We start from the raw sequence: 24,631 nt of genomic DNA, 5'->3' as shown, positions 1-24,631 counted from the left end.
GGCGGGCGTGGAGATGGTGATGCCGGGCGACAACGTGACGATGATAGTCGAGCTCATTCACCCCATAGCGATGGAAAAGGAACTCCGGTTCGCCATCCGCGAAGGGGGCCGCACCGTGGGCGCGGGCGTCGTCGTCGAGATATTGGAGTAACGCGATGACAACCGCAGCGGGACAGAAAATACGGATACGGCTCAAAGGTTACGACCACCGCGTGCTCGACAAGGCCGTGCGGGAGATCGTGACCACCGCGCGCAATACCGGCGCGCGCGTTGTGGGGCCGATTCCGTTGCCGACGGATATCAACAAGTGGACCGTGAACGTTTCGCCGCACGTGGACAAAAAAGCCCGCGAGCAGTTTGAAATCCGGACCCACAAAAGGATCATAGACATATTGAGCCCTTCAACCGCAACCGTTGACGCGCTGATGGAGTTGGATCTCTCCTCCGGCGTCGACATTGAGATAAAGTTGTAAGCCATGTTGGGATTAATTGGAAGAAAAGTGGGAATGACCACGGTGTTTGACGGCGCCGGGAACCGGGTGCCCGTCACCGTGTTGCAGATGGGCGAATGCCGGACTGTGCAAGTGAAGACCGTGGCGGTGGACGGCTACAACGCCGTCCAGCTCGGGTTTGAAGAAATCACGAAGAAGGACATCAAAAAGACCCCGAAGACGGCAATGGGCCACTTCAAGAAGGCCGACCTGAAGCCGATGCGGGTGCTGCGCGAATTCCGCCTGGATGACGTGGCAAGCTACAATCCCGGCAAGAAAGTCACCGTGGAAGTGTTCGAGGATGGCGAGATCGTCGACATTACCGGAACCTCCAAGGGGCGCGGCTTCGCCGGCGTGTTCAAGCGCCACGGGATGCACGGCCAGTCGATGACCCGCGGCACGCACGAAGTGCGCCGGCACGGCGGCTCGATCGGTAACCACACATGGCCGGCGCGCGTCATGAAAGGGCGCCGCATGGCCGGTCACATGGGCGCCGAAACCGTTACCGCCCTCGGCCAGAAGATATTCAGGGTGTTAAAAGAAGACAATCTCCTCCTTGTCAAGGGGGCGGTGCCGGGACCGAACGGCGCGTTGGTTGAGATAAAGAAAAGCCGCAGGAACAGGAAGAAATAGCCATGCCCAAGATAGACGTGCTCGATAAGACCAAAAACGTGGTCGGCAGCATCAGCTTGTCCGACGCGATTTTTGCCGCCGAAGTAAAAGAGCCGGTCGTACACCAGGTGGTGATGGCCCAGCAGAACGCGCGGCGGCGCGGCACCCAGGCCACCAAGCAGTGGGCCGAAGTGTCCGGCGGCGGCAAGAAGCCGTGGAAACAAAAAGGCACGGGCCGGGCCCGCACCGGCTCCATCCGCGCGCCCCACTGGCGCGGCGGCGCGGTGGTGCTGGGACCCCAGCCCCGCAGCTACGAACAGAGCGTAAACAAGAAAATGCGCCGCGTGGCGCTGACGTCCACCCTCACCAGCATCTTCAACGAAGGCCGGCTGGTGGTGGTTGACAGCTTGGCGATGGACGCCATCAAGACCAAGTCGGCCCTTCAGCTTTTGACCGGCCTGGGCAAGGCTTTCCCGATGCTGGTGGTCACCGGCGCCGGATGCGAAAATTTCGCCCGCGGCGTCCGCAATGTGCCGAATGTGAAAACCCTGCCGGTGGAAGGCGTTAATGCGTACGACCTGCTCAACTGCAACACGGTGGTGGTCACCCGCGACGCGGTTGAAGGTATCGAGAAGAGGTTGACAAAATGAGCACGGCAAGCCATTTCGACGTTCTCCGCGCGCCGCTCCTCACGGAACGGGCGACGGATTTGAAGGAAAAGTTCAATCAGGTATGTTTCAGGGTTGATCCCCGCGCCAACAAGAAAGCGGTCAAGGCCGCTGTTGAAAACATCTTCAACGTGAAGGTGACCGACGTCCGGATAATCAACACCCGCCCGAAACCGAAGAGGTTCGGCCGCAGCCTTGGCGTGCGCATGGGCTACAAGAAGGCGATCGTGTCGCTGAAACAGGGCGATAAGATAGAAATCTTCGAAAGGGTAAGCTGATGGGCATCAAGACAGTAAAGCCGACCTCGCCCGGCCGGCGTTTTTACACGGTAAACACGTTCGACGAGATTACCAAGGGCAACGATCCGCAAAAAAGCCTCACCACGGGGAAAAAGCGCACCAGCGGCCGTAACAACAACGGCCACGTCACCGTCCGCTTCCGCGGCGGCGGTCACAAGCGCAAATACCGCGAGATCGACTTCAAGCGGAACAAGGACGGCATCATGGCCACCGTTACCGCGATAGAATACGATCCGAACCGGAGCGCCAACATCGCGCTGCTCACTTACGCCGACGGCGAAAAACGCTATATCCTCTCCCCGAAAGACCTGAAGGCGGGGCAGCTGATTTCATCCGGCGAAACGGCGGACATCGTCGCCGGTTGCGCGTTGCCTATACGGAAAATACCGGTCGGCACCATGATCCACAACCTCGAAATGCGCCCCGGCAAAGGCGGGCAGATCGCCCGCTCCGCCGGCACGTACGCCCAGCTCGTGGCGAAGGAAGGGGCGATGGCCCAGGTGCGGCTCTCCTCCGGCGAAGTCCGGCTGGTGAGCGTCGATTGCCGCGCCACCGTTGGCGTGGTGGGGAACGATAAACACAATGTCATTTCACTCGGCAAGGCGGGCCGCAAGCGCTGGATGGGCCGCATGCCGCACAACCGCGGCGTCACCATGAACCCGGTTGACCATCCGCACGGCGGCGGCGAAGGCCGCACGTCCGGCGGCCGTCACCCGGTGTCTCCGTGGGGCGTGCCGGCCAAGGGTTACAAGACCCGCCGCAACAAGAGTACCGGCAAGATGATCGTCAAGAGGAGGAAGTAACCGTGGCGCGCTCACTGAAAAAAGGCCCCTTTATCGATCCGGGGTTTGAAAAGAAAATCGCCGAAATGAACGCGAAAAAAGAACGGAAGGTGTTCAAAACGTGGTCCCGCCGCAGCACCATCTCGCCCGATTTCGTCGGGCACACCGTGCAGGTGCATAACGGCAAACAGTTCATTCCGGTGTATTTCACCGAAAACATGGTTGGCCACAAGCTGGGCGAATTTGCCCCGACCCGCGCCTACAAAGGGCACTCCGGCGCGAAGAAGACCGCCGTCACCAAGTAATTTCCCGCATACTCGTTTGACCGTCCCTTGCGCCGTCCGGCGCAAGGGATTTTTTTTGCCCTTTTTCGGCTCCCCATCCTTTCGGAAATTGTTGAATGTGAAATTGCGGTTATAATGTAAGCGGAAAAATATGTTATAAACATCCGCTTTGCGGGAGGGGTATGTGAAAAGCGGGCTGTTGATTCCGGTGTTCGCCGCGCTCGCCATTGCCGCCGGGGCGGCTTGGGCCGCCGATGCCGCAAAGGGCAAGGAAGTTTTTGACGGGCCCGCGGCCTGTGGCGAGTGCCACAAAACAACGGGCAAAAAATCGGGCGGCCCGGGACTCGCCGGAACCGCGCGGCGCCACTCCGGCGAGTGGTTGATGCGTTGGCTCAGGGAACCGAAAAAGACCTGGCAGGAAAACGATTCCGAGACCATGGAGATGAAAAAACGGCTGGGGCTGGAAAACGCCGAGCGCCCCGGGATGAAACAGCGGAAAAACCTGTCGGATGAAGAGTTGGCCGACCTGATCGAATACCTGCATACGCTATAAATCCCCGCGCCCGCCTTGCCGGTGCGCGCCCCGTTTTACCGGTTGCGGCCTTGACAATTCCGCCCCTTTTGCTTAATATTTCCACTTAGTTTGTTAGTTAACCAACAACTTTTTGGGGAGGATTTTAGAATGAGATCAATCGTTTTCTCGATGGTGTTCGCGCTTACGCTCGCGGTCGGCGTTTCTTTTGCCGGCGATGCGGGCAAAGGGCAGGCTCTTTTTAACGGCACGGGCAAGTGCAAAGTCTGCCACAAGACCGACGCCACCAAACTGGTCGGCCCGGGCCTTGCCGGCACGACCAAGAACAACGACGACGCGTTCCTGAAAGAATGGATATCCGACTCGCAGGGCACCTGGGCCAAGGGCGGACCGGCCATCGAAGCTATGCAGAAGCGTGTCAACAAAGTTGGCAAGCCGAAGACCGCGATGGTCCCGGGCAAGCTGACGGCGGAAGAAGTCGACGACGTTATCGCGTACCTGCACACACTGTAATTTCCCCGAGCTGTTATAATAGGGGCGCGTTCTTATGGGACGCGCCCTTTTTTTATTTGTGGAGCGGTGGACATGAAGTATTTGGCGATGGCCGTTTTCGCGCTTGTTCTCGCGGCGTGTTCGGCGGGGGAACGGAAGCTGGCGGCGGACTACAAGCCGGACGGCAAGTATATTTTCAATAATGCCGCCAAGGGGGATTGCATTGCCTGCCACCGGGTTACCGCGGAAAAATTTGCCGGGCCGGGGCTGGCCGGGCTCGGCACGCTTCACAGCCGCGCATGGGTGGAAAAGTGGCTTGCCGACCCGCAAAAGGTGTGGGATGAAAACGATGCCGAAACGCGGGAGATGAGAAAACGTCTGGGGGCCGAAACCCGGAAATTTACCGCCATGAAGATTATGCGCCAGATCCAGGATGCCGAACGCGCCGCCCTGACCGACTACCTCATGACGCTGTAGCACCGGCATGGGCCGGATGGCCCATCGACGCTAATACCGGTTTTCTACCACTTGCCGCCGCCCCCGCCGCCGGAGAACCCTCCGCCGCCAAAACTGCCGCCGCCCCCAAACCCGCCGCCTCCGCCGGAGAACCCGCCGCCCCCCATAAACCACGGGGGGGTGGGACCGCCGCCGCGGTAATCTTTGTAGCTCTTCGATACCACATAATCGAACGCCAGGCCCGCCAAGCCGAGCGCCACCGCGATGACGCCGATGAGCAGCAACGATAGTCCGAAGAAAAACGCCACCAGCGCCCCGCCTCCCGCGCCGATGAGTCCGCCGGGCCACCATGCCTTCGAGCGGCCCAGCACCGCCGCCAGCCACGAAATGAGGATAATGCCAAAGGGGAACAGGATGCCGAAAATATCCCAGTAGTTCGTCTTGCCGCGCCCGCTTTTCCGGCCCATCCGTTTGTCGGTGAATATCTCGCCGGCGATGGCCTGTTTTGTCCCTTCCACCGCCGCCTTCAGCCCGCCGTAAAAATCCCCGGTGCGGAAACGGGGGCGGACCATCTCGCGGAATATCGCTCCGGCCTCGGCGTCGGTCACCGCCCCTTCAAGCTGGCGCCCGGCGGCTATCCAGAAATCGTGCGTGTCCAGCGCGACCAGAATCAGAGCGCCGTTGTCGACCCCCTTTTTGCCCACTCCCCACTGATTGCCCGCGTTGGTGGCGTATTCCCACGCCTCCAGTCCGCCGGTGTCTTTCACGATGAGGATGGCTATTTCGGTGCCGGTCTGCTGTTCGTAGGCCCGCAATTCGGCATCCAGCGCATTGCGCTGCGCCGGTTGCAGTATCCCCGCCGCGTCGGTGACAAGCCCCGTGGGGGCGGGAATGGCGGGGAGCGCGGCGAAAGCGGGGACGGCCCAAAGGGCCGCCGCCAGCGCCAGCGTAAGGGGAAACCGCCTCACTTGTTATCGAACGAAACCGCCGGAGGAGCGTCGGCTCCGCTCTTCGCCTCGAAAAGCGTCTTGGCGGTGAAGCCGTACATTCCGGCGATGATGCTGCCGGGGAAAAACCGTATGGTCATGTTGTAGGTTTTCACCGTCTCGTTGTAGCCCTGCCGCGCGAATTGAATGCGGTTTTCGGTGCCGGCCAGCTCGTCGTTGAGGCGCATGAACGCTTCGGTCGCCTTGAGGTTCGGATAGGCTTCCACCGTCACCAGCAGGCGCGAGATCGCGCTGTTGAACTGGTTGGCGGCCGCGATTTTTTCGTTGGGGTTGCCGGCCTTGGCCCAGGCGGAGCGGGCGTCGGTCACGGCGGTGAGGGTGCCCTGCTCGAAGTTGGCCGCTCCCTTCACGGTGGCGACGAGGTTCGGGATGAGATCCATCCGCCGCTGGTACTGAACCTCTATCTGGGCGAACGAGGCCTTGGCGGTCTCGTCCAACTGCACAAGGGAGTTATACGTGTTGATGCCCCACGCGACGAAGAAAAACAGAACGATGCCGACGGCAATAAGGATAATGGTGCTTTTTTTCATGGAACCTATTCTATATAAAAGCCGGCCGGAATGGAACTGATAGGTGCGATAATCGGGTTATGACATTGATTATTTAAAACATTTGTAGCGGACCGGCTTGATGCAAGATGCCAGAACCCCTCCTGCGCCTCCCCTTAAAAAGGGGGGGTGTTTTTTCCGGGTTCAACCGGCCTCTTTTCCGTGCTCCAGCATCGGCAGCGTTACGCGGAACACCGCGCCGTGACCCGGCTCCGATTCCACGCTTATCTTGCCGCCGTGCCACTCGACGATCTCCTTGCATATCGCAAGGCCGAGGCCGGTTCCCGCGATAGTCTGGTTTTCGCTCGGCAGATGGTGATATTTTTTGAAAATGACTTCCTGCGCATCGGCGGGGATGCCGGGTCCGGTGTCGCGCACCAGCATCTCCGCGTAATCGCGCGCGCGCTTGCGGGTGATATTCATCTCCAGGGATATGGCGCCGTTCGCGGGGGTGAATTTGACGGCGTTGTCGAGCAGATTCGAGATCACCTGTTCGAAATGCTCCTTGTCACCCAAAAACATCACCGGCCCGTCCGGTATCGCGGAGGTGAAGCGGATCGATTTGTTGGCCGCCATGGTGGCGTATATTTTGGCGAAATAAGCCGCCAATTCGCGCAGGTCCACCGCCTGTTTTTCATACAGGGCGGATCCGGCCTCCACGCGCGATATATCCAGGTAGTTGCGTATCAGGCCGGCCATCCGGAGCGCCTCGTTCTGGATGATCCCGATGAATTCCTTTTGGGTATCGATGGTGACGTTGGGAAACGAGAGCAGCTCGGAGTAGGTGCGGATGGAGGTGAGCGGCGTGCGCAGGTCGTGCGCCACGGTGGAAAGGAACTCGGTCTTGCGGTTGTTGGCTTCGGCCAGCTTTTCATTTACCGTCAGCAACTCGCCGCGCGAAGCCTGCAATTCGTCGATGAGGCGTTTGGTGCGGATATGGCTGCGCACGCGGGCCAGCAGCTCCTCCTGCTGGAAAGGCTTGCTGATGTAGTCGCTGGCGCCGCTGTCCAGCGCCTCCCGCATCCGCCCGGCCTCTTTGCTGGTGGTGATGATAAGCACCGGCACGTTGCGGGTTTTCGGGTTCAGCTTGATGCGGCGGCACAGCTCTATGCCGTCCATGCCCGGCATGAGGACGTCCGAAAGCACCAGATCGGGCTGCACCTTTTCAAGGATGGCCAGCGCCTCTTCACCCGTCGAGGCCAGCAGCGATTCGTAGCCGCTCCCTTCCAGATAAAACGAGGTGAGGCGGAGCACCGTCGGGCTGTCGTCCACCAGCAGTATTTTTCCCGCCTCCTCGCGGCTGGTGCTGTCCAGAATGCTGTGGATGTACTGGGCGATATTCGCCGCCGCCGCGGTTGCGGGCACGAAATCGGCAATCCCCGCGGCAATCGACCGCTCGCGGTCGTCGGGATTCAGTTGCGCCACCAGCGCCAGCATTTTGGGGTTGAAGCCGGGGTGCTTGGTTCGCAACGCCTTCAGTTTGTCGAGCGACTCTTTTTTGTTTTCCACCAGGTTCAGCACGATGTAGTCCGGCGCGTCTTCGACCATCTGCCGCAAATCCCCCACCGTGAAATTTTCGGTGAGTACTTCGTGCCCCAGCTTGGTGAGGTTGTTTTTCAGGTTCAGCATGACGGAGAGCTCCAGCCCCACCAGAGCGATACGCCGCGTGTGAGGGCTGGGGGGTTTGCCGTACTGCGCCTTGAATTCCCTGAGCAGCGCCAGCAGGGCGTCCTCGCCCAGCACCCCTTCGCGCACCAGCAGCTCGCCCACGAACGGCTTTATCGCCTTTTGCAGTTCCACCAGCGAATCGACCTGCCGGGGTTTGAGGAGATTGAGTTTTATCGCGATGTCGCCGAACTTGCTGTCGGTCTTGCGCTGCTGGCCGCGTATCTGGAAAATATCGGCCAACGTGAGGAGGGAGCGTTCAAGCGCCAGCTTGCCCAGCGGGATGGCGATCTTTCTTTGCAGCAGGAGAACCCGGTCCACTTCCTCCGCGGAAAGCACCCCCTTGTGAACAAGGAATTCACCGAATAGCATCTCTTTTGTCTCTCTCCTCCATGAAATTTTAACCTATAATGCAACTAATAATGACGAAAAGTTTAATTGTTTGCGATGCGGCGGTGGTGGGGGCCGGCCCGGCCGGCTATGCCGCCGCGTTAACCGCCGCGGCCGGAGGGCTGAAGACGATCCTTATTGATAAAGGGGACGCGGGGGGGACGTGCCTCAACCGCGGCTGTGTTCCGGCGAAGACCTGGCTGGCCGCCGCGCACATCGTCAAGACGCTGGAGTGGGGAAAAAAGATCGGGCTTCCCGCCGCCGTTCCCGATTACGCCCTGTTGAAAACGCATCAGCGCGAAGTGGTGGGATTGGTGCAAAAAGGGCTTTTAGGGGTGTTCAAAAAAAAAGGGGTGGAGCTGGTGCGCGCCGCCGCCACGTTCGTTTCCCCCACGGAGATGGCGCTGGATACCGGCGCGAAGGTTCAGTTTAAAAATGCGGTGGTCGCCGTCGGCGCCCGCCCGGCGGAAATTTTCGGGACGGGCGAACGGTTTTTTACGTCTGATACCGTTTTTGGGCTGGAGAAGCTTCCCGCATCCATCGCCATTGTCGGCGCGGGGGCCATCGGCATCGAGATGGCGGTTTTCTTCGCGCGGATGGGATGCAAGGTGACGCTGCTGGAGGCGCTGCCGGATATTCTTCCCGCCGCCGACGGCGAGATACGGCAACTGCTCCGGCGCGAATTGAAAAAGCTTGGCGTTGATACCCGCACCGGGGTGAAGATCGCCGAGGCGAAATCCGGCGCCGATTGCTGCCGCATCGCGCTGGAAGACGGCAAGACGATTACGGCGGAGATACTGCTCTCCGCCGCCGGGCGCAAACCGGCCACCGATGCGCTCGGCCTCGACAAGGCGGGGGTGCGGGTGAACATCCGCGGCTTCATCGAGACCGACGGCACAATGGGGACTTCGAAGGAAGGCATCTACGCGGCCGGGGACGTGGCGGGGAAATCGCTGCTGGCCTACACCGCGCACCACGAAGGGGTGGCCGCCGCCCGCAACATCCTGGGGCATGGCGCGCATATCGATCACCGCTTCGTGCCGTACATCGTTTTCGGCGATCCGGAATCAGCCTGGGTGGGGCGGACGGAAGAGCAGCTCAAGCAGACCGGCGCGCACTACAAAGCGGGGCGGTATCATGTGCGGGCGCTGGCCCGCGCGCAGGCATCGGGGGAAATCGCCGGTATCGTGAAAGTGCTGGTCGGCGAAGATAAGAGTATCCTCGGCGTACACATGGCCGCGCCGCACGCCACCGAGACCATCCACGCCGCCGCCGTGGCGATGGCCGCCGGGATGAAGGCCGATGCGCTCTGCGATCTGCCGTTCGGCCACCCCACGTATTCCGAGGCCATCTCCCTCGCCGCCGCCGACGCGCTCGGCATCTCTATTTATTAGATATAGCTGGTAGCGGGCTTGGCGCAGACGCGCCAACGCGGACAAGAGTGTCCGCGCCACCCATGAAATGGCCTTTGTATTGTTTTAGGTGGGACGGACACTCCTGTCCGTCATCGGCCCGCGAGGGCTGATGGAAAATCAGACGGGCATTTCGCCGGAAAAAACGTGGATGGCGGGGCCGGTCATGTAGACGTGGTTGTCCTTCGCGTCCCACTTGATTTTCAGCGTGCCGCCGCGCTGGTGTACGGCGACCGCGCGATCCGTGAGGCCGTTCAAAACCGCCGCGACCGCCGTGGCGCACGCGCCGGTGCCGCAGGCAAGCGTCATTCCCGCGCCCCGTTCCCAGTGGCTGACGGTGATGTTTTTCCTGCCATCAACGCGCGCGAAGTGGACGTTCGTCCGCTTCGGGAACAGCGGGTGGTGTTCCAGCATCGGCCCAACGGTCTCCAGCGCCAGCCCGTCCAGGCTCTTTCTGAAAATCACGATGTGGGGATTCCCCATCGAAACGGCGGTGATGTTAAAGCTCCCCTTGCCGGTGACAAGCTTCTGGTTAACAATGCGGCCCGCTGTCTTCATCGGGATGTCGGCCGCTTCCAATATCGGCGCGCCCATATCGACCGTCACCAGTTTTCCCGCGAGCGACGTCTGGATGGTGCCGGCGAGAGTCTCTATCCGCAGCTCCTTCTTGGCGGTGATGCCGCGGTCGATCAGGAAGCGATGGAAACAGCGGACGCCGTTGCCGCACATTTCCGCCACCGAGCCGTCGTTGTTATACAGCTCCATCTTGAAGTCGTGCGTCCTGCTCTTTTTCACGATCATGAGCTGATCGCACCCCACGCCGTACTGCCGGTGGGCAAGGGCCTTGACCTGCGCGTTATTGAGCTTGAGCTTGTTGTCGCGGTCATCGATGAGGACAAAGTCGTTCCCCAGCCCTTGATACTTGCCGAACTTCACGTTCTTTATCATCGGCCTATTCCGCGAAGCGCTCGCCGCGCACCAAATCGTCCCACGTTTCGCGGTCGCGCACCACATAATATTTGCCCCCCTTCACCAGCACCTCGGCGGCGCGGCGGCGGGAATTGTAGTTGCTGCTCATGGTGAAGCCGTACGCCCCGGCGCTCATCACGGCCATCAGTTCCCCCTTCTTGAATTCGGGGAGGATGCGGTCCTTCGCGAGGAAATCGCCGGTCTCGCAGATGGGGCCGACGACGTCGACTTCCGACTTGGGACGCTTGGCCGCCTCTTCCAGCACCGGCTGGATGGCCTGGTGCGCCTGATAGAGCGTGGGGCGGACGAGATCGTTCATTCCCGCGTCGACGATATAAAAACCCTTGGCTTCGGTCCGCTTGGTGTACAGTACCTGCGTGACCAGCACTCCGGCGTTGCCGACGATGAGACGGCCCGGTTCGAAGACGATGGTGCAGTTGTGCTTCTTCAGCATCGGCACGATCTCCTTGGCCAGTTCCACCGGCGCGGGGGGTGATTCATCCTTGTAGGGGATGCCGAGGCCGCCGCCGATATCGATGTACTTTATCTTTATTCCCGCCGCGCTGAGCTGATCCACAAAGGCCAGCAGCTTTTCCACCGCGTCGACGAACGGCGTCACCTGCGTGATCTGGCTGCCGATGTGCTGATGGATGCCGATGACCTCGATATTCTTGAGCCCCGCCGCCAGCTTGTACTCTTCCAGCGCCTTTTCGATGGCGATGCCGAACTTGTTCTTTTTCAGGCCGGTGCTGATGTAAGGGTGGGTCATCGGATCGACGTCCGGGTTCACCCGCAGCGCCACGCCCGCCTTCCTGCCCATGCGCCCCGCCACGGTATCGAGGGCGAAAAGCTCCTGCGTGCTTTCAACGTTGAACATGAGGACGTTGCTGTTGAGCGCGTATTCGATTTCCTCTTCGGTCTTGCCGACGCCGGCGTACACTATCTTGCGCGGGTCGCATCCGGCCTTGAGGGCGCGGTACAGCTCGCCGCCCGATACGATGTCGCATCCCGCGCCGGCCTTCACCAGTTCGCGCAGCAGGCCGAGGTTGCTGTTGGCCTTCACGGCGAAGCAGACGAGGTGGTCGACGTCCGCGAAGGCATCGTCAAACACCTTGTAGTGGCGCATCAGCGTTTCGTTGCTGTAGCAGTAAAACGGGGTGCCGATTTCGGCGGCTATCTTTGCAAGCGGCACGTCCTCGCAGAACATCTTGCCGTTCTTGTAGTGGAAATGATGCACGCGTTCCTCCTGGTTATTAAAAATGAGGGGCCATTTTACACCATTTTGCTCCGCAAAGCCGGTTGCAAACGGCGGTACTACCGCCTACAATCGGAATTGTCTGAAATACGGGGAAAAACAGGGTTCATGACCGTCACGGGGATATGGCCCGCCGCGCCGCAATAAACCCGGAGATTATGAGGAGGCATTATGACGATGAGGTTTATGTCGCTGGAAGACATGGAGCAGTACCTTGCGCCGTGCGTGCAGACCAAGGGAACGGTGAAGGTGATCGACCGGGCGAAACTGCGCGGCGAAGCCATCGACCGCCTCGCGTACAACGCCGTGTTTCACGAAAGCCAGGAACAGCGCGGCGCCACCCGCGCGCTGATAAAAGAGATCGCGCTGGCCGCCGGCGCGGTGCCCGCCTCCATACAGGGGCTGTACGAAGCGATGGGCCGCGGCGAGGTGAAAGGCTTCACCGTGCCGGCCGTCAACATCCGCGGCATGACCTACGACGTGGCGCGCGCCCTCATCCGCGCCGCGCTAAAGAACAACGCCCCCTCCTTCATCTTTGAAATCGCCAAATCCGAAATGGGCTACACCCTGCAGGAACCGGCCGAATACGCCGCCGTGCTCCTCGCCGCCGCCATCAAGGAAGGGTACGAAGGCCCCGTCTGCATACAGGGGGACCACTTCCAGTTCAACGCCAAAAACTTCAAGGCCGACCCGGTCAAGGAAGCGGACGGCATACGGAAGCTCATCAAAAAAGCGGTCGCCGCCGGCTTCTACAACATCGATATCGACAGCTCCACGCTGGTGGAGATGGAGTACGCCACGCTGGACGAGCAGCAGCGCCACAACTACGAGCAGGCCGCCGCCATGACCGCCTACATCCGCGAGGTCGAGCCCAAAGGGGTCACCGTTTCCGTCGGCGGCGAGATCGGCGAAGTGGGAGGCCACAACAGCACGGTGGAGGAGCTCCGCGCCTACATGGACGGCTACAACCGCGTGCTGAAAAAGGGAATCAAGGGGATTTCCAAAATATCGGTGCAGACCGGCACCTCGCACGGCGGCGTGGTGCTGCCGGACGGCTCCATCGCCAAGGTGAAGCTGGATTTCGACACGCTGGAAAAAATCAGCAAGGCGGCCCGCGCCGAGTACGGCATGTCGGGCGCGGTTCAGCACGGCGCTTCCACCCTGCCGGACGACGCGTTCGACCACTTCCCCAAATGCACCGCCGCCGAAGTGCATCTTGCCACCGGTTTCCAGAACATGACCTTCGACCACCCGCAGTTTCCCGCCGGCCTCAAAAAGAAGATGGCGGATTGGCTGCACAAGGAATGCGCCGGCGAAAAGAAGGCGGGCGAGACGGAAGAACAGTTCATCTACAAAACCCGCAAAAAGGGGTACGGCCCGCTGAAGAAGGATTTGTGGACCATGGCGGAGGGGCCGCGCAACGCCATCGCCAAATCATTAGAGGAGAAGTTCGATTTCCTCTTCAAGAAATTGAGCGTGGTGAACACCAAGCCGTATGTGGACAAATATGTGAAGCTGACGCCGGTGAAGCCGGACATCCAGGCGGAAATCGCCGCCGCGGCCGACAGCAAGAAGCCGGTGGAAAAGGACGATAACCCCCGCGCCGATTGAGCACGGGGGTGCTTTGACAATATGATTGGCAGGTACACAATTAAGGAGCCGCGGAACGATATTTCAATCCGCGGCGGAAATAGCCTGTAGGCCACATTGTGTACATCGGCCCATCGGGCCGAATTAACGTTTATTATACGGAGGAACCTGAATGGCCAGCGAACACTCGTTCGACATCGTATCCAAGGTGAGCATACCCGAAGTGGTGAACGCCATCGACCAGTCGATGCGCGAGATCAAAAACCGCTACGACTTCAAGGGATCCATCAGCAGCATCGAGCTGAAGGAGAAGGACAACAAGATCATCCTCACCGCGGACGACACCATGCGGATGAAGAGCGTGGTGGACATCCTGCAAGGGAAGCTGGTGAAGCGGAACGTGCCGCTGAAAAATCTCGTCTACGGCAAAGTGGAGAACGCCGCCGGCGGAACCGCGCGGCAGGATATCACCCTGCAGCAGGGGCTTACCCCGGAAAAAGCGAAAGAGATCGTCAAGATGATCAAAGACACCAAGATGAAGGTGCAGGCGCAGATACGCGAAGGGGAAGTGCGCGTCACCGGCAAGGCGATAGACGACCTCCAGACCGCCATCCAAGCCCTCAAGCAGAAGGATTTTGGCGTGGATCTCCAGTACCTCAATTACCGCTGATCCCCGTGCGCCCGCGCGGCGTTATTCGCTGAATATTATGTCGTCGGCGGAGGGGGCGCCGTCCGGCCCCAGCGAAGAGAGGCTGAACTGATCCCCCCCCAACTGGTAGACGTAGTCGTGTTTCCACGGATCTTTCAGCGAATCATCGCTGATGATGCCGCTCCGGATAAGCTCCAGCATGCTGCTGGGCATTTGTCCGGTGCGCAGGTGATATATCTTGATGGCCTTGTGGAGGGCGGCAAGCTCGCTCCCCGCCCGCGCTCCGGCGATGGCGCCGCCCAAGGCGCGCCAGTTCGCCATCTGCAGCGGGTGCCAGTAGGTGGCGCGGTGGAAGATGCCGAATGCCAGCAGCAGCAGGGCAAAGGCGATGGCGATGTACCCGCCGGTGGCGGATTGCGCCTGCGGCTTTTCGAACGCAAGCACCTCGTTCGACGTCATTTCCACGACCACCTTTTTGTTCAGCGCCGAAAGAACCGCGTTTGACGCGTCGTAGCTCGAAAGATCCGCCATGTTCAATATCTGCTTAAGCTGGCGGGGACGGGTCATCACGGAAAGGATTTTCACCTCGTGGTCGTTTATCTCCACCCCGCGCGCGGAGAGGATGGCGAATTCCATCGTGTCGCGGAAATCGGGCGGCTCGTTCTCGTTCTTCGCGGCGCGCTTGGCCCGCATCTCCTCCTCGCTCAGGATTGACCGGCGGAGGAATTTATCCGGCTTCGGCAGCTGCTTTTCGATCATGCCGAATTCGTCCGCGATGCGGCATCCTTCCATCAGCAGGAAGTCGACGTCCATCGGATTGATGAGCTTGTCGGGGTACTCCACGCTTTTCATGGCGGTGAAGACGTATGTGCCGCGTTTGTAGCGCAAGAGGTCGAATAGCGTATCGGTGACTTGCCGCCGCAACGCCGCGGACGCGGATTCGGGCGGAATCACGTTCGCCAGCGAAGACCAGAAATGTTCCGGCGTATCGGCATACTGCTCCAGCGATTTCCAGGCTTCCGGCGTGACGAGGCGGGCCGTGCCGAGCATGTCGCGCAGCCGGGTGAACCATCCGTTGTCGCCGTATTGGGCGTACACCACGTTTCCCCCCTGGAATGAAACCAGGATGGCGCGGTTTTCCCCTTTTACCTCCAGCAGGCCGGTCTTTGTTTCCGCCTTGATGATCGGGAGGATGTTGGTGATGCTGAAATCCTTTAAATTTCCCTGCATCTCATTTCCTCCGCATCGAAAGCGGCACGGCCACCATGTAATACACGGCCATCGATCCCAGCAGGCAGCCATATGCCAGGCCGGGCGCGGGGCGGTATCCGGCCGCCAACAAGGCGCCCCACCCGAGAAGGGCCGCCCAGAATCCGGCGGAAAAGACCAGCAAAACGGCTCCCGCCAAATACGATCCGTACCAAACGCTGCCGAAGCCCGGCATGACGAGGTTGAGCATATTCGCCGTTTCCCGGCGGCTGGCCTGATAATTCAATATCTGGCGGGTCTTATTATCTTTCAGCCCGAAAATGCCGCTCTTTTTGGGGGAACTCATCGCCACGCACTGGTTGCATTTCACCACCCCTTTGACGGCCTTGGAGAACATCGGCATGAAGGTGGCGCCGCACGATGGGCAGATGATATGGACGCCGTACATTCCCCAGAGCGCGATGGCGGCGGCGAAAGCGATTATATATCCGCCCGCCAACATGAAGTGCCGCTGACGGTCCATATCCCAGAGGAAAAAGGCGGAGGCCTTTTGGGCCAGCCCGGCCGCTGTTTCGTCCACCGCGGCTTCCACGGACGCCGGAAATTCCGTAAGCCCCAGCCTCACGCTCATCACCTTCGGGGCGAATTTGTTATCTTTGGCGGCGATCATCGCGTTGGCGCGCTGGCCGTCCAGCCGCGCGACAACATCCAACTCGGCGTTTGATTCCGCCGTGCGAAACTGCTCCAGGTAGGCGGCGCCGAGGTTGTAGTGTCCCTCGAAGGAAGAGGGGGCGAGTCCCAGCGCGTTTTTGTACATGATCTCGGCGTCGCGGAATTCGCCGCGGTTGAAGTTCAGGTTTCCCATCTCCACCAGCGCCGCGATGTTTTTGGGGTCGATCTGGATGGCGCGTTTGAGGTAGCCGTCCGCCACGTCGTAGCGCGCCAGGCGGCGGTTCATCGCCCCCAGCATGAACAACAGGCGGGTGTCGTCCGGGTGTTTGGCCAAGGCGGCGTCCAATTCTTTGATGTCGTCCGGCTCGAAGCCGCCGGTGATGAAACGGCTGGCCGCGCCCGCGTCGCGCGCGGCCAGCAAGGCGATCCCTTTCCCCGCCTTCGCGCCGATCAGCGGCAATGCCGCGAAAAAAACGAGGAACGCCACCAGCACGGCCCGTCCCCGCCAGTTCAGATAGCCCGCCAGCAGCAACGGCAGCGCCAGCGCCGCCGCGAACCAGCCAAGCCCCGCCGCCAGCGCCGCCAGCAGTATCGCCAGCGCGGCCGCGGCGGCCTTGGCGGCGGCCTCCAGCGGGAATAGGCGCCGGATATCCTGCACCAGCGGATGGCGGAACGCCGCGGCGGCAGCGGCGGCATATGCGGCAAAGGCCATGATTACGGAAAACACCGCCAGCGCGGTCAGGTTATAGCCGAGGGCGCGCTTGGCCAGCGGATCGGCGAAGTATGCCTTGGCGGCGGCCTGCAACGGGTTTGACCAGCCGCTGAAATCGGCGGCCTCGCGGTCGAAATTGCGCTTTGCGAGAAATATCCATGCGCGGGCATAATCCGGCGAAATATCCGTCGCCATCCGCGCGGCAACCGCCGCTTCGGCCGGCTTGCCCTCGCGCGCCAGGGTGTACGAGCGGGCGAGGAAATAGTCCGAAACAAAATAGAGGTTCTGGGCCGACAGCCGCCCCTTCCAGTCGCGCAGCGCCGCCAGCTTCTGTTCGGCATCGGGCCCGTTGCCGGCGGTGACCGCCGCGTCCAGTTGACGCACCGTTTCGGCCAGTTCGGGCAGGGCGGCGAACCCCCCTTCCGTCACCGTGGCCACCGGCACCTGTCCGGCGGCGAACGCGGCGGCATGGAATGTCCCCACCGCAGCCAAAAGAAGAATCAGCCGCCGCATATGTCAGTCCTCGAAAAGCTGGTCAAGCTTTTCCTGCAAGGAGACGTTGTACTCTTCACCCAGCGGTTCGGTATCGTCTTTTGTCTTCATCGCCTGCTGGCGTTCCGCCACGTCCAGCAGCTTTGCCACTTTCTCGCCCAATTCCTTGAGGTAGAGCGCCACCATCCCGGCGGTGGTTTTTTCGTCGAACAGCACGACCAGCATGGAGCGGCGGCCCACCAGCGTGACGTTGATTTGTCCCTTGTCCCCCTTGTGCGACATCGTATTGAACTCGGACTCGCCCAGCACTTTGGCCAGCTCGCGCGTGGCGGAGAAACTGCCGGCCACGAGGGCGGAGAGCGCTTCGGGATTGACGCCGGCGGTATCCCCCGTCTGGGTCACCGCGTGCCCTTCCTTGTCGATGAAGTAAATGCTTTTAGCCTTCGACAAACGGAGGAAGTCTTTGAGCAGCGCGTCGATCTGATCGACGGTTTCCTTGTAGAAAACCAGCCGCCGGGACCTTAAATTCTCATCGGTGGTCATTACTGTAGTTTATCCTCAAACATTTCAATTTTCGCATCTTTTCTCAGGGCTGCGTAGAGGTCGTCCAGCATCTTTTTCTTTTTCTTGTTTTTGAGTATTTGAACGATCCGCTCCTGGTGCTTTTCCAGGCCGCCGGGAAACGCCTGCTGGTGCGAATCGTGGTAGGCCGCGGCTTCGGCGGGGGCCACGGCCAGTTCGGCGGCCACATCGCCGTATTTGCCCTTGAGCATCATGGTGATGATGATGTTTTTCACCGCTTCGTTTTTCACCGCGTCCATCGTGAGGTGGCGCGCGTCGAGCCATTGGTTGAATTTTTCCATCGAACCGAACTTCCGCGCGAACGACACCACCTGTCCCTCGATCTGTTTTTTATCGATGGCCATGGCGTTTTTCTTGGCCTCCTGCATCAGCAGCATCTGGTTGATAAGGCCGTTGAGCTGGGCCATATCCTCTTCGCGCGAAAACCGCTTGAAATCCTCCACCTCGCCGGGGGCGGCAAGGCGGTACTGCGTCTGGCAGTAATTCACAAAATAATTGCGCGTCACCTTGCCGCCGTTCACCAGCGCCACCACCACTTCTTCCTTTTTGGGGGCCGCGGCGGCGGCCGCGGGCGGCGCCGAGGAGCCTGAAATTTCGCTCCCCTTGGAGTTGATGTGGTCGAGCACCAGCTTGGCCGCGACTTTGAGCGTTTGCATCACCCCGTCGCCGCGGGCGGCCACCGCCTCGGTGGTGACGGCCTTTGTCCAATTGATGCGTTCTTCCAGCCAGGGTATCTCCGCCGCGTCCGGCAAATCCCGCTTGTTCCACTGGATGACCAACGGGAAACTTTTCATGTCGATGCCGTACTCTTTGAGGCTCGTCTCGAGATCTTTGAGCGCCTCGATATTTTCATCCAGTTTTTTCTTTTGCGAGTCGGCCACGAACACCACCCCGTCGGCCCCCTGCAGCACCAGTTTGCGGGTGCTGGCGTAGTAGACCTGCCCCGGCACGGTATAGAGCTGGAACTTGGTGTTCATCCCCTTCACCTGCCCCAGGTCGAGCGGCAGGAAATCGAAAAAGAGCGTGCGGTCCCCTTCCGTGGCGATGGCGATAAGGTCCCCCTTGCTTTCTTTGGGGGCTTTTTGGTGAATCACCTGGAGGTTGGTGGTTTTGCCGCTCATGCCGGGACCGTAAAAGACGATCTTGCAGCTTATTTCCCGGCGGGCAAAGTTAATCTGAACCACAAGGGGATTCTACCCCAAGTTGGCGTGTTTTTTTATCTCGTTTGCGGCCTGGAATATTTCCGCGTTAATGGCCGCCACTTCGGTTCCCCCGGCCAGCGCCGCCACGAAGAGGCCGCGCCCCAAATCGCAGACAACCAGCGAACCGTTCCGGGAGGCCATCTGGTAGCGGTTTGCGCGGTTAAATTTGAAATCTTCCACGCCGTTCGCCACCGCCAGATGGACGGACGAAACGAGCGCCGCCATCTCGTGCGCGTTGAACCGCGCCCCCAGCGCCGATTCCACCACAATGCCGTCATGCCCGCAGATGAGCGACCCCTCCACCCCTTCGGTACGGTTGAATTTTTCGAGGATCGCCTTGAGCTGGCTCATTCGGCCAGCGCCTCCACATACCGGCTGACGCGCGCTTCCACCGCCTTGAGGTCGGCCTCGGGGTCGAGCTCCAGCGCCAGCAGGCCGTAAAACACGTTTATGATAACGATGTTGCCGCCGGGGGTGAGCAATGTCCCGCGCTGGAACGTTCCCAGCCCCGACTTCCACATGCAAAGCCGCGACGCCGCGAAGATGTTTGACACGTTCGTGGCGAGGTTCGGGAGACCGGCGGAATCCCCTTTCTGCACGCTTTTGATCTCCACGCCCGCGTGGTCGATCAGGTGGATGCCCCGCACACCCTCAAGGCGGGCGAAGATGGAGAACCGGGTAATGAGATTTTCGTATTCCCCCTCGCTTCCCCCCTGAAGCCCCTCGATGCTCTCCTTGACCATCGCCTCTTGGCCGAACTCTTCGGCGTCCGCCGCGGCGGCGGCCTCCTTCGCGTCCGGGGCGGAAGCGGGCTTTGCCGGGGTCTTCATTTTTTGAACCGCCGCTTTCAGTTCCAGCGCGCGGGGATCGGCCGGGCTCATTTTCAATATGGCGGCCAGCTTTTCATCGGCGCGGCCCCATGCCCGCCCCTTATAGTAGATGCGGGCCGACAGGAGGTTCGCCATATAGTGGCGCGGGTTCGCCTTGAGCAGCTTCTCAAAGCTGACGAGAGCGGCCTTGAGCTGCTCCGGTTTTTTCGTCTGGTTGAAGCAGTCGATCCGCACCTCGCCGTAGATGAACAGCAGATCCATCGAATCGGGAAACGCCTGCAACCCCTTGGCGCAGTCCTCCAGCGCCCCCTTCAGGTCGGTTTCTTTGCGCCGCCCCCTGATGCTCGCCACCCATTCCGCCGGGCTGGCCGGCGTTTTCCCATCAGCCATGCGTCTCCTTACATATCCGCAGGAACCATTTGCCAAACGATAACGTATAGAACTATATTTAACTAAGTCTATTGGTATTGGCAGGGGGGAGTCAAACTGTGTCCGTTGAATTGGAATTGACCCGCATAGGGCGTTACCAGGTTCTTGAGAAACTGGGACAGGGCGCCATGGGGGTGGTCTATTTGGGGCTGGACGAAATGATCGACCGCAAGGTCGCCATCAAAATGCTCCGGCTGGACAAGATAAAATCCGACGCCGAGCGTAAAAAGGCCTATGACCTGATTTTCCAGGAGGCCCGCATCATCGGCAAGCTCGCCCACAGCCACATCACCGCCATCTACGACATGGGGGTGCAGGACACCAGCCCCTATCTGGTGATGGAATTTGTGGAAGGGGAAAACATCGCCACCGCCATCAAAATGCAAACGCCGATGAGCATAGCCGAAAAGCTCAAGCTGGTGGCGATGGCGGCGCGCGCGCTGCACTATGCCCACCAGCGCGGCATCCTGCACCGCGACATAAAACCGGCCAACATCATGATCCTGCCCAATCACGCGCCGAAGATCATGGATTTCGGCATTTCCCGCATGAAAGACGCCGCCGCCGAAGCCTGGGGCTGCGGCGCCGGGGAAGAAGAGGGAGTGATTCTCGGCACGCCCAACTATATGTCGCCGGAGCAGATACGCGGCAAGGAGCTGGATCAGCGCAGCGATCTCTTCTCGCTGGCCATCCTCACATACGAATGGCTTGGCGGCCGCAAGCCGTTCATCGGGCCGGATCTCAAGGATCTGCTGAAATCGATTTTGAAGGGGACGCCCGATCCGCTCGCGAAACTCGTCAGCGGCGCCGACAACGACCTGGATGCCATCATCTACAAGGCGCTGGAAAAAGAGCGGGAAAACCGCTTCCGCACCACCGAGGAGTTTTCCGAGGCCATCGAGCTTTATCTGAACAAGCAGGAGATGAGGTCCGCCACACAGTCAACCGTCATCTTCCCCTACGACAAGAAAAAGGTGGTGGAACAGCTCCGGAAAAACTACTTTTTTTTCGCCGACTTTTCCGATGAGGAACTTTTTTCCATCTTCAAGATGAGCGGCAAGGAACGCTACAACACGGGCGAAGCGGTCATCCAGGAAGGAACCTCCGGCACGAAAATGTACATCATCGTCAGCGGCCTGGTGAAAGTGGTGAAAGACGTTAACGGCAAAGAGGTCGAATTCAAGCGGCTGGGCGAGGGGGATTGTTTCGGCGAGCTGGCCATCATCGACAAAATGCCCCGCTCCGCCTCGGTGGTGGCGGTGGACCCGACGGTGGTCATCGCCATCAACGAGGTGGTGCTGCGCACGTCCGATCCGGTGCTCTGCCTGAAGCTTTACAAGAACCTCGCGGCGATCATATCGGAAAAGCTGCGCTGGAGCGACGCGCGGGTGCTCGACCTCCTCACCAACCAGCCCGAAGGCACCACGCAAAAAATTTGACGCCGGCCCCGAAGCTTCCTCCCCCTCATTTGAGGGGAGGATTGAGGTGGGGTTAAAGTGTCCGCCTTTGTCCTGCCGCCATGCCCAGGTAGCGGCGGCACTCCTGCCGCCGATTTGTTTAGGCGACAAGAGTGTCGCCTCTACCACTTGGAATGTTTTTTATATGCCCAAATCCAATAGGCAACGCTGTGAATAAAGGCGGGGTTACGCCTCGGGCTTTTTCACGTCGATGCCGAGTTTCTTCACCTTGTACCAGATGCTGCGCTCGCTGATGCCCAGTTCCTCCGCCGTTTTGTTCTGTTTCCAGCGGTTGCGCTCCAGCGCGTCGAGCAGGATGCGGCGTTCGAATTCGGCCACGCGGTCGTCGATATTTTTTCCGTTGCCGCTTGCGGGCGGTGGAACATCGTCAGCAGCCGTTGGTGTGAACGCCGCGCCGGCGGATACCGGCGATGCCGGCACCATATAGCTGTCCGCCACGTCGGTTATGTTGATCGCTCCGCCGTCGCTCACCCCGACGGCCCGCTCGATGACGTTTTCCAGTTCGCGGATGTTGCCGGGCCACGGGCGCTCCACCAGCCACTCCATCGCGCGCGGCTCCACGTCCTTCACCGGCATCCCGTTCTCGTCGCAGTACTTTTTCACGAAATGTTCCGCCAGCAGCGGTATGTCCGCCTTGCGGCGCGAAAGCGGCGGCACGTGGATGTGGAACACGTTCAGGCGGTAAAAAAGGTCTTCGCGGAATTTCTTGTCCGCCACCGCCCGCGCGATGTCGATGTTCGTGGCGGCGATGACGCGCACGTCGATCTTTTTCGAGCGGACGCTGCCGATGCGGTCCACCTCGCGCTCCTGCAGCACGCGCAGCAGCTTCACCTGCATGGCGGCGGGCATCTCGCCGATCTCGTCCAGAAAGATGGTGCCGCCGTCGGCCATTTCAAACTTGCCGGGGCGCTGCGCCACGCCGGTGGCGGTGTTTTTTTCTATGCCGAACAGCTCCGCCTCCAGCATCGATTCCGGGATGGCGGCGCAATGCACCTTCACAAACGGCCCCGCGGCCCGGCTGCTGTTGTAGTGCGCGGCGCGGGCGATCAGCTCCTTGCCGGTGCCGCTTTCGCCGGTGATGAGGATGGTGCTCTTGGTCCGCACCGCCTTGTCCAGCACGGCGAAAACCTCTTCCAGCGCGCCGGAGCGGCCGATGACGTTGTCGAAGCGGTAGCGGACGTTCAGCTCTTCCTTCAGCCGCCGGTTTTCTTCCTTCAGGGCTATCCCTTCGGCGATCTTATCGACGATGCTGTACAGTTCGTCCGGCTGTATCGGCTTGGTGAGGTAGTGGTACGCGCCCGCCTTGATCGCCTCCACCGCGTCGTTCACGTCGCGGCTGGCGGTGAGGATCACCACCGGCAGGGCGGGGTCTTTTTCGTGCAGCCGCTTCATCAGCTCCACGCCGGTGCCGTCCGGCATATAGAAATCGACGATGGCCATGTGCGGTTTGACGGTCTCAAGGTTGGCCAGCGCGTCGGCCCCCGAAAGGTGCGGATGCACTTCGTGCCGGCGCAGCGCCAGCAGCGCCTCGACCGACTTCAATATGTTGATGTCGTCGTCAACGGTGATTATTCGTGCCCCCATCGGGGCTTATTCTATATTAAAAAGATATTCTCACGCCGAAAAGTTTGGGGGGCGCGCCGCGATGGGCATCACGTTCTTCCGCGAAAAAGGGACTTTTGATTAAACCCCCTGAATTTTCCCGTTATCAGCCCTCGTCGGCAAGCCGGACGATCTGCCCCTGCTGCCGCGCCACTTCGATGATGGGCGAACTTTCATTCTCGCGCCATTGCACTTCGCCGCAAGGAATAGGCTCGATATTGGCCTCGAACTGCGATGCAAAGTGCCAAAGCCTCCCTACATCGTCAAGCTTCCTCTCGCCGTCAAATTTAGGCGAAACCACCATCACGTCAACGTCACTTTCCGCCGTGGCTTCGCCGCGCGCATGGGAACCGAAAATGACGCCAAAGGTTACCCGAATGCCGGAATCATTTACGGTTTTAAGATAATGCCGGACGGAGCTTACAATTGTTTTATCAACCATTGATATATTATACCCGCCTGTTCGTGAAGTTCTATTGCAAACGGCCCGCTAACGCTTGCCGCATCCTCGTCTGCATAACGCCCCACAATGTTAAAAGCGTTTACATCGCCTAAAATGCGGATTTGTTCGATGTCCAGGGAGAGACCGCACATCAAGGCCAATTTTTCCAAGCGGTGAATTTTTGGTGGAACCTGCGCCAGACGCTTTGTGTAAATCGCCTTTAGCGCTTTTTCAATCGTCAAGTGAACGAAGAAGAGGCCGTGCCGGATTTTGCCGGTTTCCAAAAGCTGGCAGGCGACCTCCCAATCCTCCTTGGCGGAGTTCAGCCAATGGGCTACTTGCTTATCGACATTCACAATTTCGACTCCACCAATGCATCCATGGCTAAACTATATGGAATGGCGGGCTTGACCGCAAGTTTAAACGGGATGTCATAGATATGGTAATGCTCTCCATTTCCCTTCCCACCTGCCGTAATGCCCAGGTAGCGGCGGCACTCCTGCCGCCGATTGCTTAAAGGGGATACCCACTGCGGATTGAATTGCCAATTCCGCGGCTCCCTTGTGTAGGCGACAGGAGTGTCGCCTCTACCAAGCAAGGGGATCAAGGGGAGGAACACTCTTCTCGTCCTGCGCCTCGCTTTGAACCGCCGATTGGCGGTTACTAAAAATAACCCTTTTGTGGTATTGACTTTGCAGGGGGGGTATAAAATGCACTCATACTTTTTACTTAGGATGGTGATACTAAGGAAGTCGTTAGTAAGGCGACATGATTATGCGGCATAACGTACATTCGGCTCGTCAAAGAACGAGCGTACCTTTTTCTGGTTGCGCTGTAGCGATTTCAAATGACCATGAGCCTTCTTCCTCAGATCGTCCGG

Annotated in this window: 28 protein-coding genes; 14 read left to right on the top strand and 14 right to left on the bottom strand. The window is 59.9% G+C overall.

Annotation, left to right across the window (positions count from 1 at the left end; all coding sequences use genetic code 11):
* The 10 genes from tuf to HZA03_12500 form a co-directional block, all read left to right on the top strand.
* On the top strand, window positions 1–151 hold a 151-nt coding region (gene tuf / locus HZA03_12545), incomplete at its 5' end, for an elongation factor Tu (GenBank protein MBI5638784.1).
* Between the two features lie 4 nt (window positions 152–155).
* Window positions 156–473, top strand: coding sequence for a 30S ribosomal protein S10 (gene rpsJ, locus HZA03_12540; GenBank protein MBI5638783.1), 318 nt, complete (start codon window positions 156–158; stop codon window positions 471–473).
* 3 nt (window positions 474–476) lie between these two features.
* The gene (gene rplC / locus HZA03_12535) at window positions 477–1,124 is read left to right on the top strand and encodes a 50S ribosomal protein L3 (GenBank protein ID MBI5638782.1); all 648 of its coding nucleotides are present in this window, start codon (window positions 477–479) and stop codon (window positions 1,122–1,124) included.
* A 2-nt stretch (window positions 1,125–1,126) separates the two neighbouring features.
* Window positions 1,127–1,753, top strand: coding sequence for a 50S ribosomal protein L4 (rplD, locus tag HZA03_12530; GenBank protein ID MBI5638781.1), 627 nt, complete (start codon window positions 1,127–1,129; stop codon window positions 1,751–1,753).
* A complete protein-coding gene (gene rplW, locus HZA03_12525; GenBank protein MBI5638780.1) occupies window positions 1,750–2,049 on the top strand; it encodes a 50S ribosomal protein L23 in 300 nt (99 codons plus the stop codon). The genes rplD and rplW overlap by 4 nt, the downstream gene beginning before the upstream one ends.
* On the top strand, window positions 2,049–2,873 hold the full coding sequence (gene rplB, locus HZA03_12520; GenBank protein MBI5638779.1) for a 50S ribosomal protein L2: 825 nt from the start codon (window positions 2,049–2,051) through the stop codon (window positions 2,871–2,873). Before rplW ends, rplB begins: the two co-directional genes overlap by 1 nt.
* 2 nt (window positions 2,874–2,875) lie before the next feature.
* Entirely contained in the window at window positions 2,876–3,157 is a 282-nt protein-coding gene (rpsS, locus tag HZA03_12515) for a 30S ribosomal protein S19 (protein MBI5638778.1), read from the top strand.
* Window positions 3,158–3,320: 163 nt separating this feature from the next.
* Window positions 3,321–3,689: a cytochrome c gene (locus HZA03_12510; protein MBI5638777.1), complete on the top strand. Its 369-nt coding sequence runs from the start codon at window positions 3,321–3,323 to the stop codon at window positions 3,687–3,689.
* A 129-nt stretch (window positions 3,690–3,818) separates the two neighbouring features.
* Complete coding sequence (locus tag HZA03_12505; GenBank protein ID MBI5638776.1) at window positions 3,819–4,181, top strand: cytochrome c; 363 nt, start codon at window positions 3,819–3,821, stop codon at window positions 4,179–4,181.
* A 72-nt stretch (window positions 4,182–4,253) separates the two neighbouring features.
* On the top strand, window positions 4,254–4,637 hold the full coding sequence (locus HZA03_12500; GenBank protein MBI5638775.1) for a cytochrome c: 384 nt from the start codon (window positions 4,254–4,256) through the stop codon (window positions 4,635–4,637).
* Between the two features lie 44 nt (window positions 4,638–4,681).
* On the opposite strand, the gene HZA03_12495 is transcribed toward HZA03_12500, so the two are convergent.
* The 3 genes from HZA03_12495 to HZA03_12485 all read right to left on the bottom strand — a co-directional run bounded on the left by HZA03_12495 (window position 4,682) and on the right by HZA03_12485 (window position 8,208).
* Complete coding sequence (locus tag HZA03_12495) at window positions 4,682–5,584, bottom strand: TPM domain-containing protein (GenBank protein MBI5638774.1); 903 nt, start codon at window positions 5,582–5,584, stop codon at window positions 4,682–4,684.
* Window positions 5,581–6,153 carry a LemA family protein gene (locus tag HZA03_12490; protein ID MBI5638773.1) on the bottom strand — a complete coding sequence of 191 codons (573 nt, stop codon included), beginning with the start codon at window positions 6,151–6,153 and terminating at the stop codon, window positions 5,581–5,583. Before HZA03_12490 ends, HZA03_12495 begins: the two co-directional genes overlap by 4 nt.
* A gap of 162 nt (window positions 6,154–6,315) precedes the next feature.
* Entirely contained in the window at window positions 6,316–8,208 is a 1,893-nt protein-coding gene (locus HZA03_12485; protein MBI5638772.1) for a hybrid sensor histidine kinase/response regulator, read from the bottom strand.
* Window positions 8,209–8,258: 50 nt separating this feature from the next.
* On the opposite strand from HZA03_12485, the gene HZA03_12480 reads away from it, so the two are divergent.
* Complete coding sequence (locus tag HZA03_12480; GenBank protein MBI5638771.1) at window positions 8,259–9,620, top strand: NAD(P)/FAD-dependent oxidoreductase; 1,362 nt, start codon at window positions 8,259–8,261, stop codon at window positions 9,618–9,620.
* A gap of 138 nt (window positions 9,621–9,758) precedes the next feature.
* On the opposite strand, the gene HZA03_12475 is transcribed toward HZA03_12480, so the two are convergent.
* Together HZA03_12475 and lysA are read right to left on the bottom strand one after the other, a co-directional pair.
* On the bottom strand, window positions 9,759–10,574 hold the full coding sequence (locus tag HZA03_12475) for a diaminopimelate epimerase (GenBank protein ID MBI5638770.1): 816 nt from the start codon (window positions 10,572–10,574) through the stop codon (window positions 9,759–9,761).
* Between the two features lie 16 nt (window positions 10,575–10,590).
* On the bottom strand, window positions 10,591–11,844 hold the full coding sequence (lysA, locus tag HZA03_12470; GenBank protein ID MBI5638769.1) for a diaminopimelate decarboxylase: 1,254 nt from the start codon (window positions 11,842–11,844) through the stop codon (window positions 10,591–10,593).
* 195 nt (window positions 11,845–12,039) lie between these two features.
* On the opposite strand from lysA, the gene HZA03_12465 reads away from it, so the two are divergent.
* Both HZA03_12465 and HZA03_12460 read left to right on the top strand, forming a co-directional pair.
* The gene (locus tag HZA03_12465) at window positions 12,040–13,473 is read left to right on the top strand and encodes a class II fructose-bisphosphate aldolase (protein ID MBI5638768.1); all 1,434 of its coding nucleotides are present in this window, start codon (window positions 12,040–12,042) and stop codon (window positions 13,471–13,473) included.
* A 151-nt stretch (window positions 13,474–13,624) separates the two neighbouring features.
* Entirely contained in the window at window positions 13,625–14,122 is a 498-nt protein-coding gene (locus HZA03_12460) for a YajQ family cyclic di-GMP-binding protein (GenBank protein ID MBI5638767.1), read from the top strand.
* A gap of 21 nt (window positions 14,123–14,143) precedes the next feature.
* Here HZA03_12460 and HZA03_12455 read toward each other — a convergent pair whose 3' ends face one another.
* Genes HZA03_12455 through HZA03_12430 form a run of 6 tightly spaced genes read right to left on the bottom strand, consistent with a single transcriptional unit; the run spans window position 14,144 to window position 20,190 of the window.
* Complete coding sequence (locus HZA03_12455; protein ID MBI5638766.1) at window positions 14,144–15,331, bottom strand: DUF4388 domain-containing protein; 1,188 nt, start codon at window positions 15,329–15,331, stop codon at window positions 14,144–14,146.
* Between the two features lies 1 nt (window position 15,332).
* Complete coding sequence (locus HZA03_12450) at window positions 15,333–17,207, bottom strand: hypothetical protein (GenBank protein MBI5638765.1); 1,875 nt, start codon at window positions 17,205–17,207, stop codon at window positions 15,333–15,335.
* A 3-nt stretch (window positions 17,208–17,210) separates the two neighbouring features.
* A complete protein-coding gene (locus HZA03_12445; GenBank protein MBI5638764.1) occupies window positions 17,211–17,729 on the bottom strand; it encodes a roadblock/LC7 domain-containing protein in 519 nt (172 codons plus the stop codon).
* Complete coding sequence (locus HZA03_12440) at window positions 17,729–18,952, bottom strand: SurA N-terminal domain-containing protein (GenBank protein MBI5638763.1); 1,224 nt, start codon at window positions 18,950–18,952, stop codon at window positions 17,729–17,731. The genes HZA03_12445 and HZA03_12440 overlap by 1 nt, the downstream gene beginning before the upstream one ends.
* Before the next feature lie 9 nt (window positions 18,953–18,961).
* Complete coding sequence (locus HZA03_12435; protein ID MBI5638762.1) at window positions 18,962–19,321, bottom strand: roadblock/LC7 domain-containing protein; 360 nt, start codon at window positions 19,319–19,321, stop codon at window positions 18,962–18,964.
* Window positions 19,318–20,190: a tetratricopeptide repeat protein gene (locus HZA03_12430; GenBank protein MBI5638761.1), complete on the bottom strand. Its 873-nt coding sequence runs from the start codon at window positions 20,188–20,190 to the stop codon at window positions 19,318–19,320. Before HZA03_12430 ends, HZA03_12435 begins: the two co-directional genes overlap by 4 nt.
* 98 nt (window positions 20,191–20,288) lie before the next feature.
* On the opposite strand from HZA03_12430, the gene HZA03_12425 reads away from it, so the two are divergent.
* On the top strand, window positions 20,289–21,668 hold the full coding sequence (locus HZA03_12425; protein MBI5638760.1) for a protein kinase: 1,380 nt from the start codon (window positions 20,289–20,291) through the stop codon (window positions 21,666–21,668).
* A gap of 204 nt (window positions 21,669–21,872) precedes the next feature.
* On the opposite strand, the gene HZA03_12420 is transcribed toward HZA03_12425, so the two are convergent.
* The 3 genes from HZA03_12420 to HZA03_12410 all read right to left on the bottom strand — a co-directional run bounded on the left by HZA03_12420 (window position 21,873) and on the right by HZA03_12410 (window position 24,107).
* Window positions 21,873–23,291, bottom strand: coding sequence for a sigma-54-dependent Fis family transcriptional regulator (locus HZA03_12420; GenBank protein ID MBI5638759.1), 1,419 nt, complete (start codon window positions 23,289–23,291; stop codon window positions 21,873–21,875).
* Window positions 23,292–23,415: 124 nt separating this feature from the next.
* Window positions 23,416–23,751 carry a nucleotidyltransferase domain-containing protein gene (locus tag HZA03_12415; GenBank protein ID MBI5638758.1) on the bottom strand — a complete coding sequence of 112 codons (336 nt, stop codon included), beginning with the start codon at window positions 23,749–23,751 and terminating at the stop codon, window positions 23,416–23,418.
* Window positions 23,730–24,107, bottom strand: coding sequence for a HEPN domain-containing protein (locus HZA03_12410; protein MBI5638757.1), 378 nt, complete (start codon window positions 24,105–24,107; stop codon window positions 23,730–23,732). Before HZA03_12410 ends, HZA03_12415 begins: the two co-directional genes overlap by 22 nt.
* Window positions 24,108–24,631 lie beyond the last annotated feature (524 nt).

Source organism: Nitrospinota bacterium, assembly GCA_016217735.1.
Taxonomy (GTDB): Bacteria; Nitrospinota_A; UBA7883; order JACRGQ01; family JACRGQ01; genus JACRGQ01.
The sequence above is the reverse complement of the archived record's forward strand: the minus strand, read 5'-3'. Positions and strand labels throughout refer to the sequence as shown.

Excerpts from the sequence above, each read along its gene's own strand:
- HZA03_12415 (MBI5638758.1), bottom strand. The coding sequence starts at position 23,751 with ATGGTTGATAAAACAATTGTAAGCTCCGTCCGGCATTATCTTAAAACC.
- rplC (MBI5638782.1), top strand. The coding sequence starts at position 477 with ATGTTGGGATTAATTGGAAGAAAAGTGGGAATGACCACGGTGTTTGAC.
- HZA03_12455 (MBI5638766.1), bottom strand. The coding sequence starts at position 15,331 with ATGCAGGGAAATTTAAAGGATTTCAGCATCACCAACATCCTCCCGATC.
- HZA03_12435 (MBI5638762.1), bottom strand. The coding sequence starts at position 19,321 with ATGAGCCAGCTCAAGGCGATCCTCGAAAAATTCAACCGTACCGAAGGG.
- HZA03_12450 (MBI5638765.1), bottom strand. The coding sequence starts at position 17,207 with ATGCGGCGGCTGATTCTTCTTTTGGCTGCGGTGGGGACATTCCATGCC.
- HZA03_12490 (MBI5638773.1), bottom strand. The coding sequence starts at position 6,153 with ATGAAAAAAAGCACCATTATCCTTATTGCCGTCGGCATCGTTCTGTTT.
- HZA03_12430 (MBI5638761.1), bottom strand. The coding sequence starts at position 20,190 with ATGGCTGATGGGAAAACGCCGGCCAGCCCGGCGGAATGGGTGGCGAGC.
- HZA03_12505 (MBI5638776.1), top strand. The coding sequence starts at position 3,819 with ATGAGATCAATCGTTTTCTCGATGGTGTTCGCGCTTACGCTCGCGGTC.
- rplB (MBI5638779.1), top strand. The coding sequence starts at position 2,049 with ATGGGCATCAAGACAGTAAAGCCGACCTCGCCCGGCCGGCGTTTTTAC.
- rpsJ (MBI5638783.1), top strand. The coding sequence starts at position 156 with ATGACAACCGCAGCGGGACAGAAAATACGGATACGGCTCAAAGGTTAC.
- HZA03_12485 (MBI5638772.1), bottom strand. The coding sequence starts at position 8,208 with ATGCTATTCGGTGAATTCCTTGTTCACAAGGGGGTGCTTTCCGCGGAG.
- HZA03_12480 (MBI5638771.1), top strand. The coding sequence starts at position 8,259 with ATGACGAAAAGTTTAATTGTTTGCGATGCGGCGGTGGTGGGGGCCGGC.
- HZA03_12500 (MBI5638775.1), top strand. The coding sequence starts at position 4,254 with ATGAAGTATTTGGCGATGGCCGTTTTCGCGCTTGTTCTCGCGGCGTGT.
- rplW (MBI5638780.1), top strand. The coding sequence starts at position 1,750 with ATGAGCACGGCAAGCCATTTCGACGTTCTCCGCGCGCCGCTCCTCACG.
- HZA03_12420 (MBI5638759.1), bottom strand. The coding sequence starts at position 23,291 with ATGGGGGCACGAATAATCACCGTTGACGACGACATCAACATATTGAAG.
- rplD (MBI5638781.1), top strand. The coding sequence starts at position 1,127 with ATGCCCAAGATAGACGTGCTCGATAAGACCAAAAACGTGGTCGGCAGC.
- HZA03_12460 (MBI5638767.1), top strand. The coding sequence starts at position 13,625 with ATGGCCAGCGAACACTCGTTCGACATCGTATCCAAGGTGAGCATACCC.
- HZA03_12465 (MBI5638768.1), top strand. The coding sequence starts at position 12,040 with ATGAGGTTTATGTCGCTGGAAGACATGGAGCAGTACCTTGCGCCGTGC.
- HZA03_12445 (MBI5638764.1), bottom strand. The coding sequence starts at position 17,729 with ATGACCACCGATGAGAATTTAAGGTCCCGGCGGCTGGTTTTCTACAAG.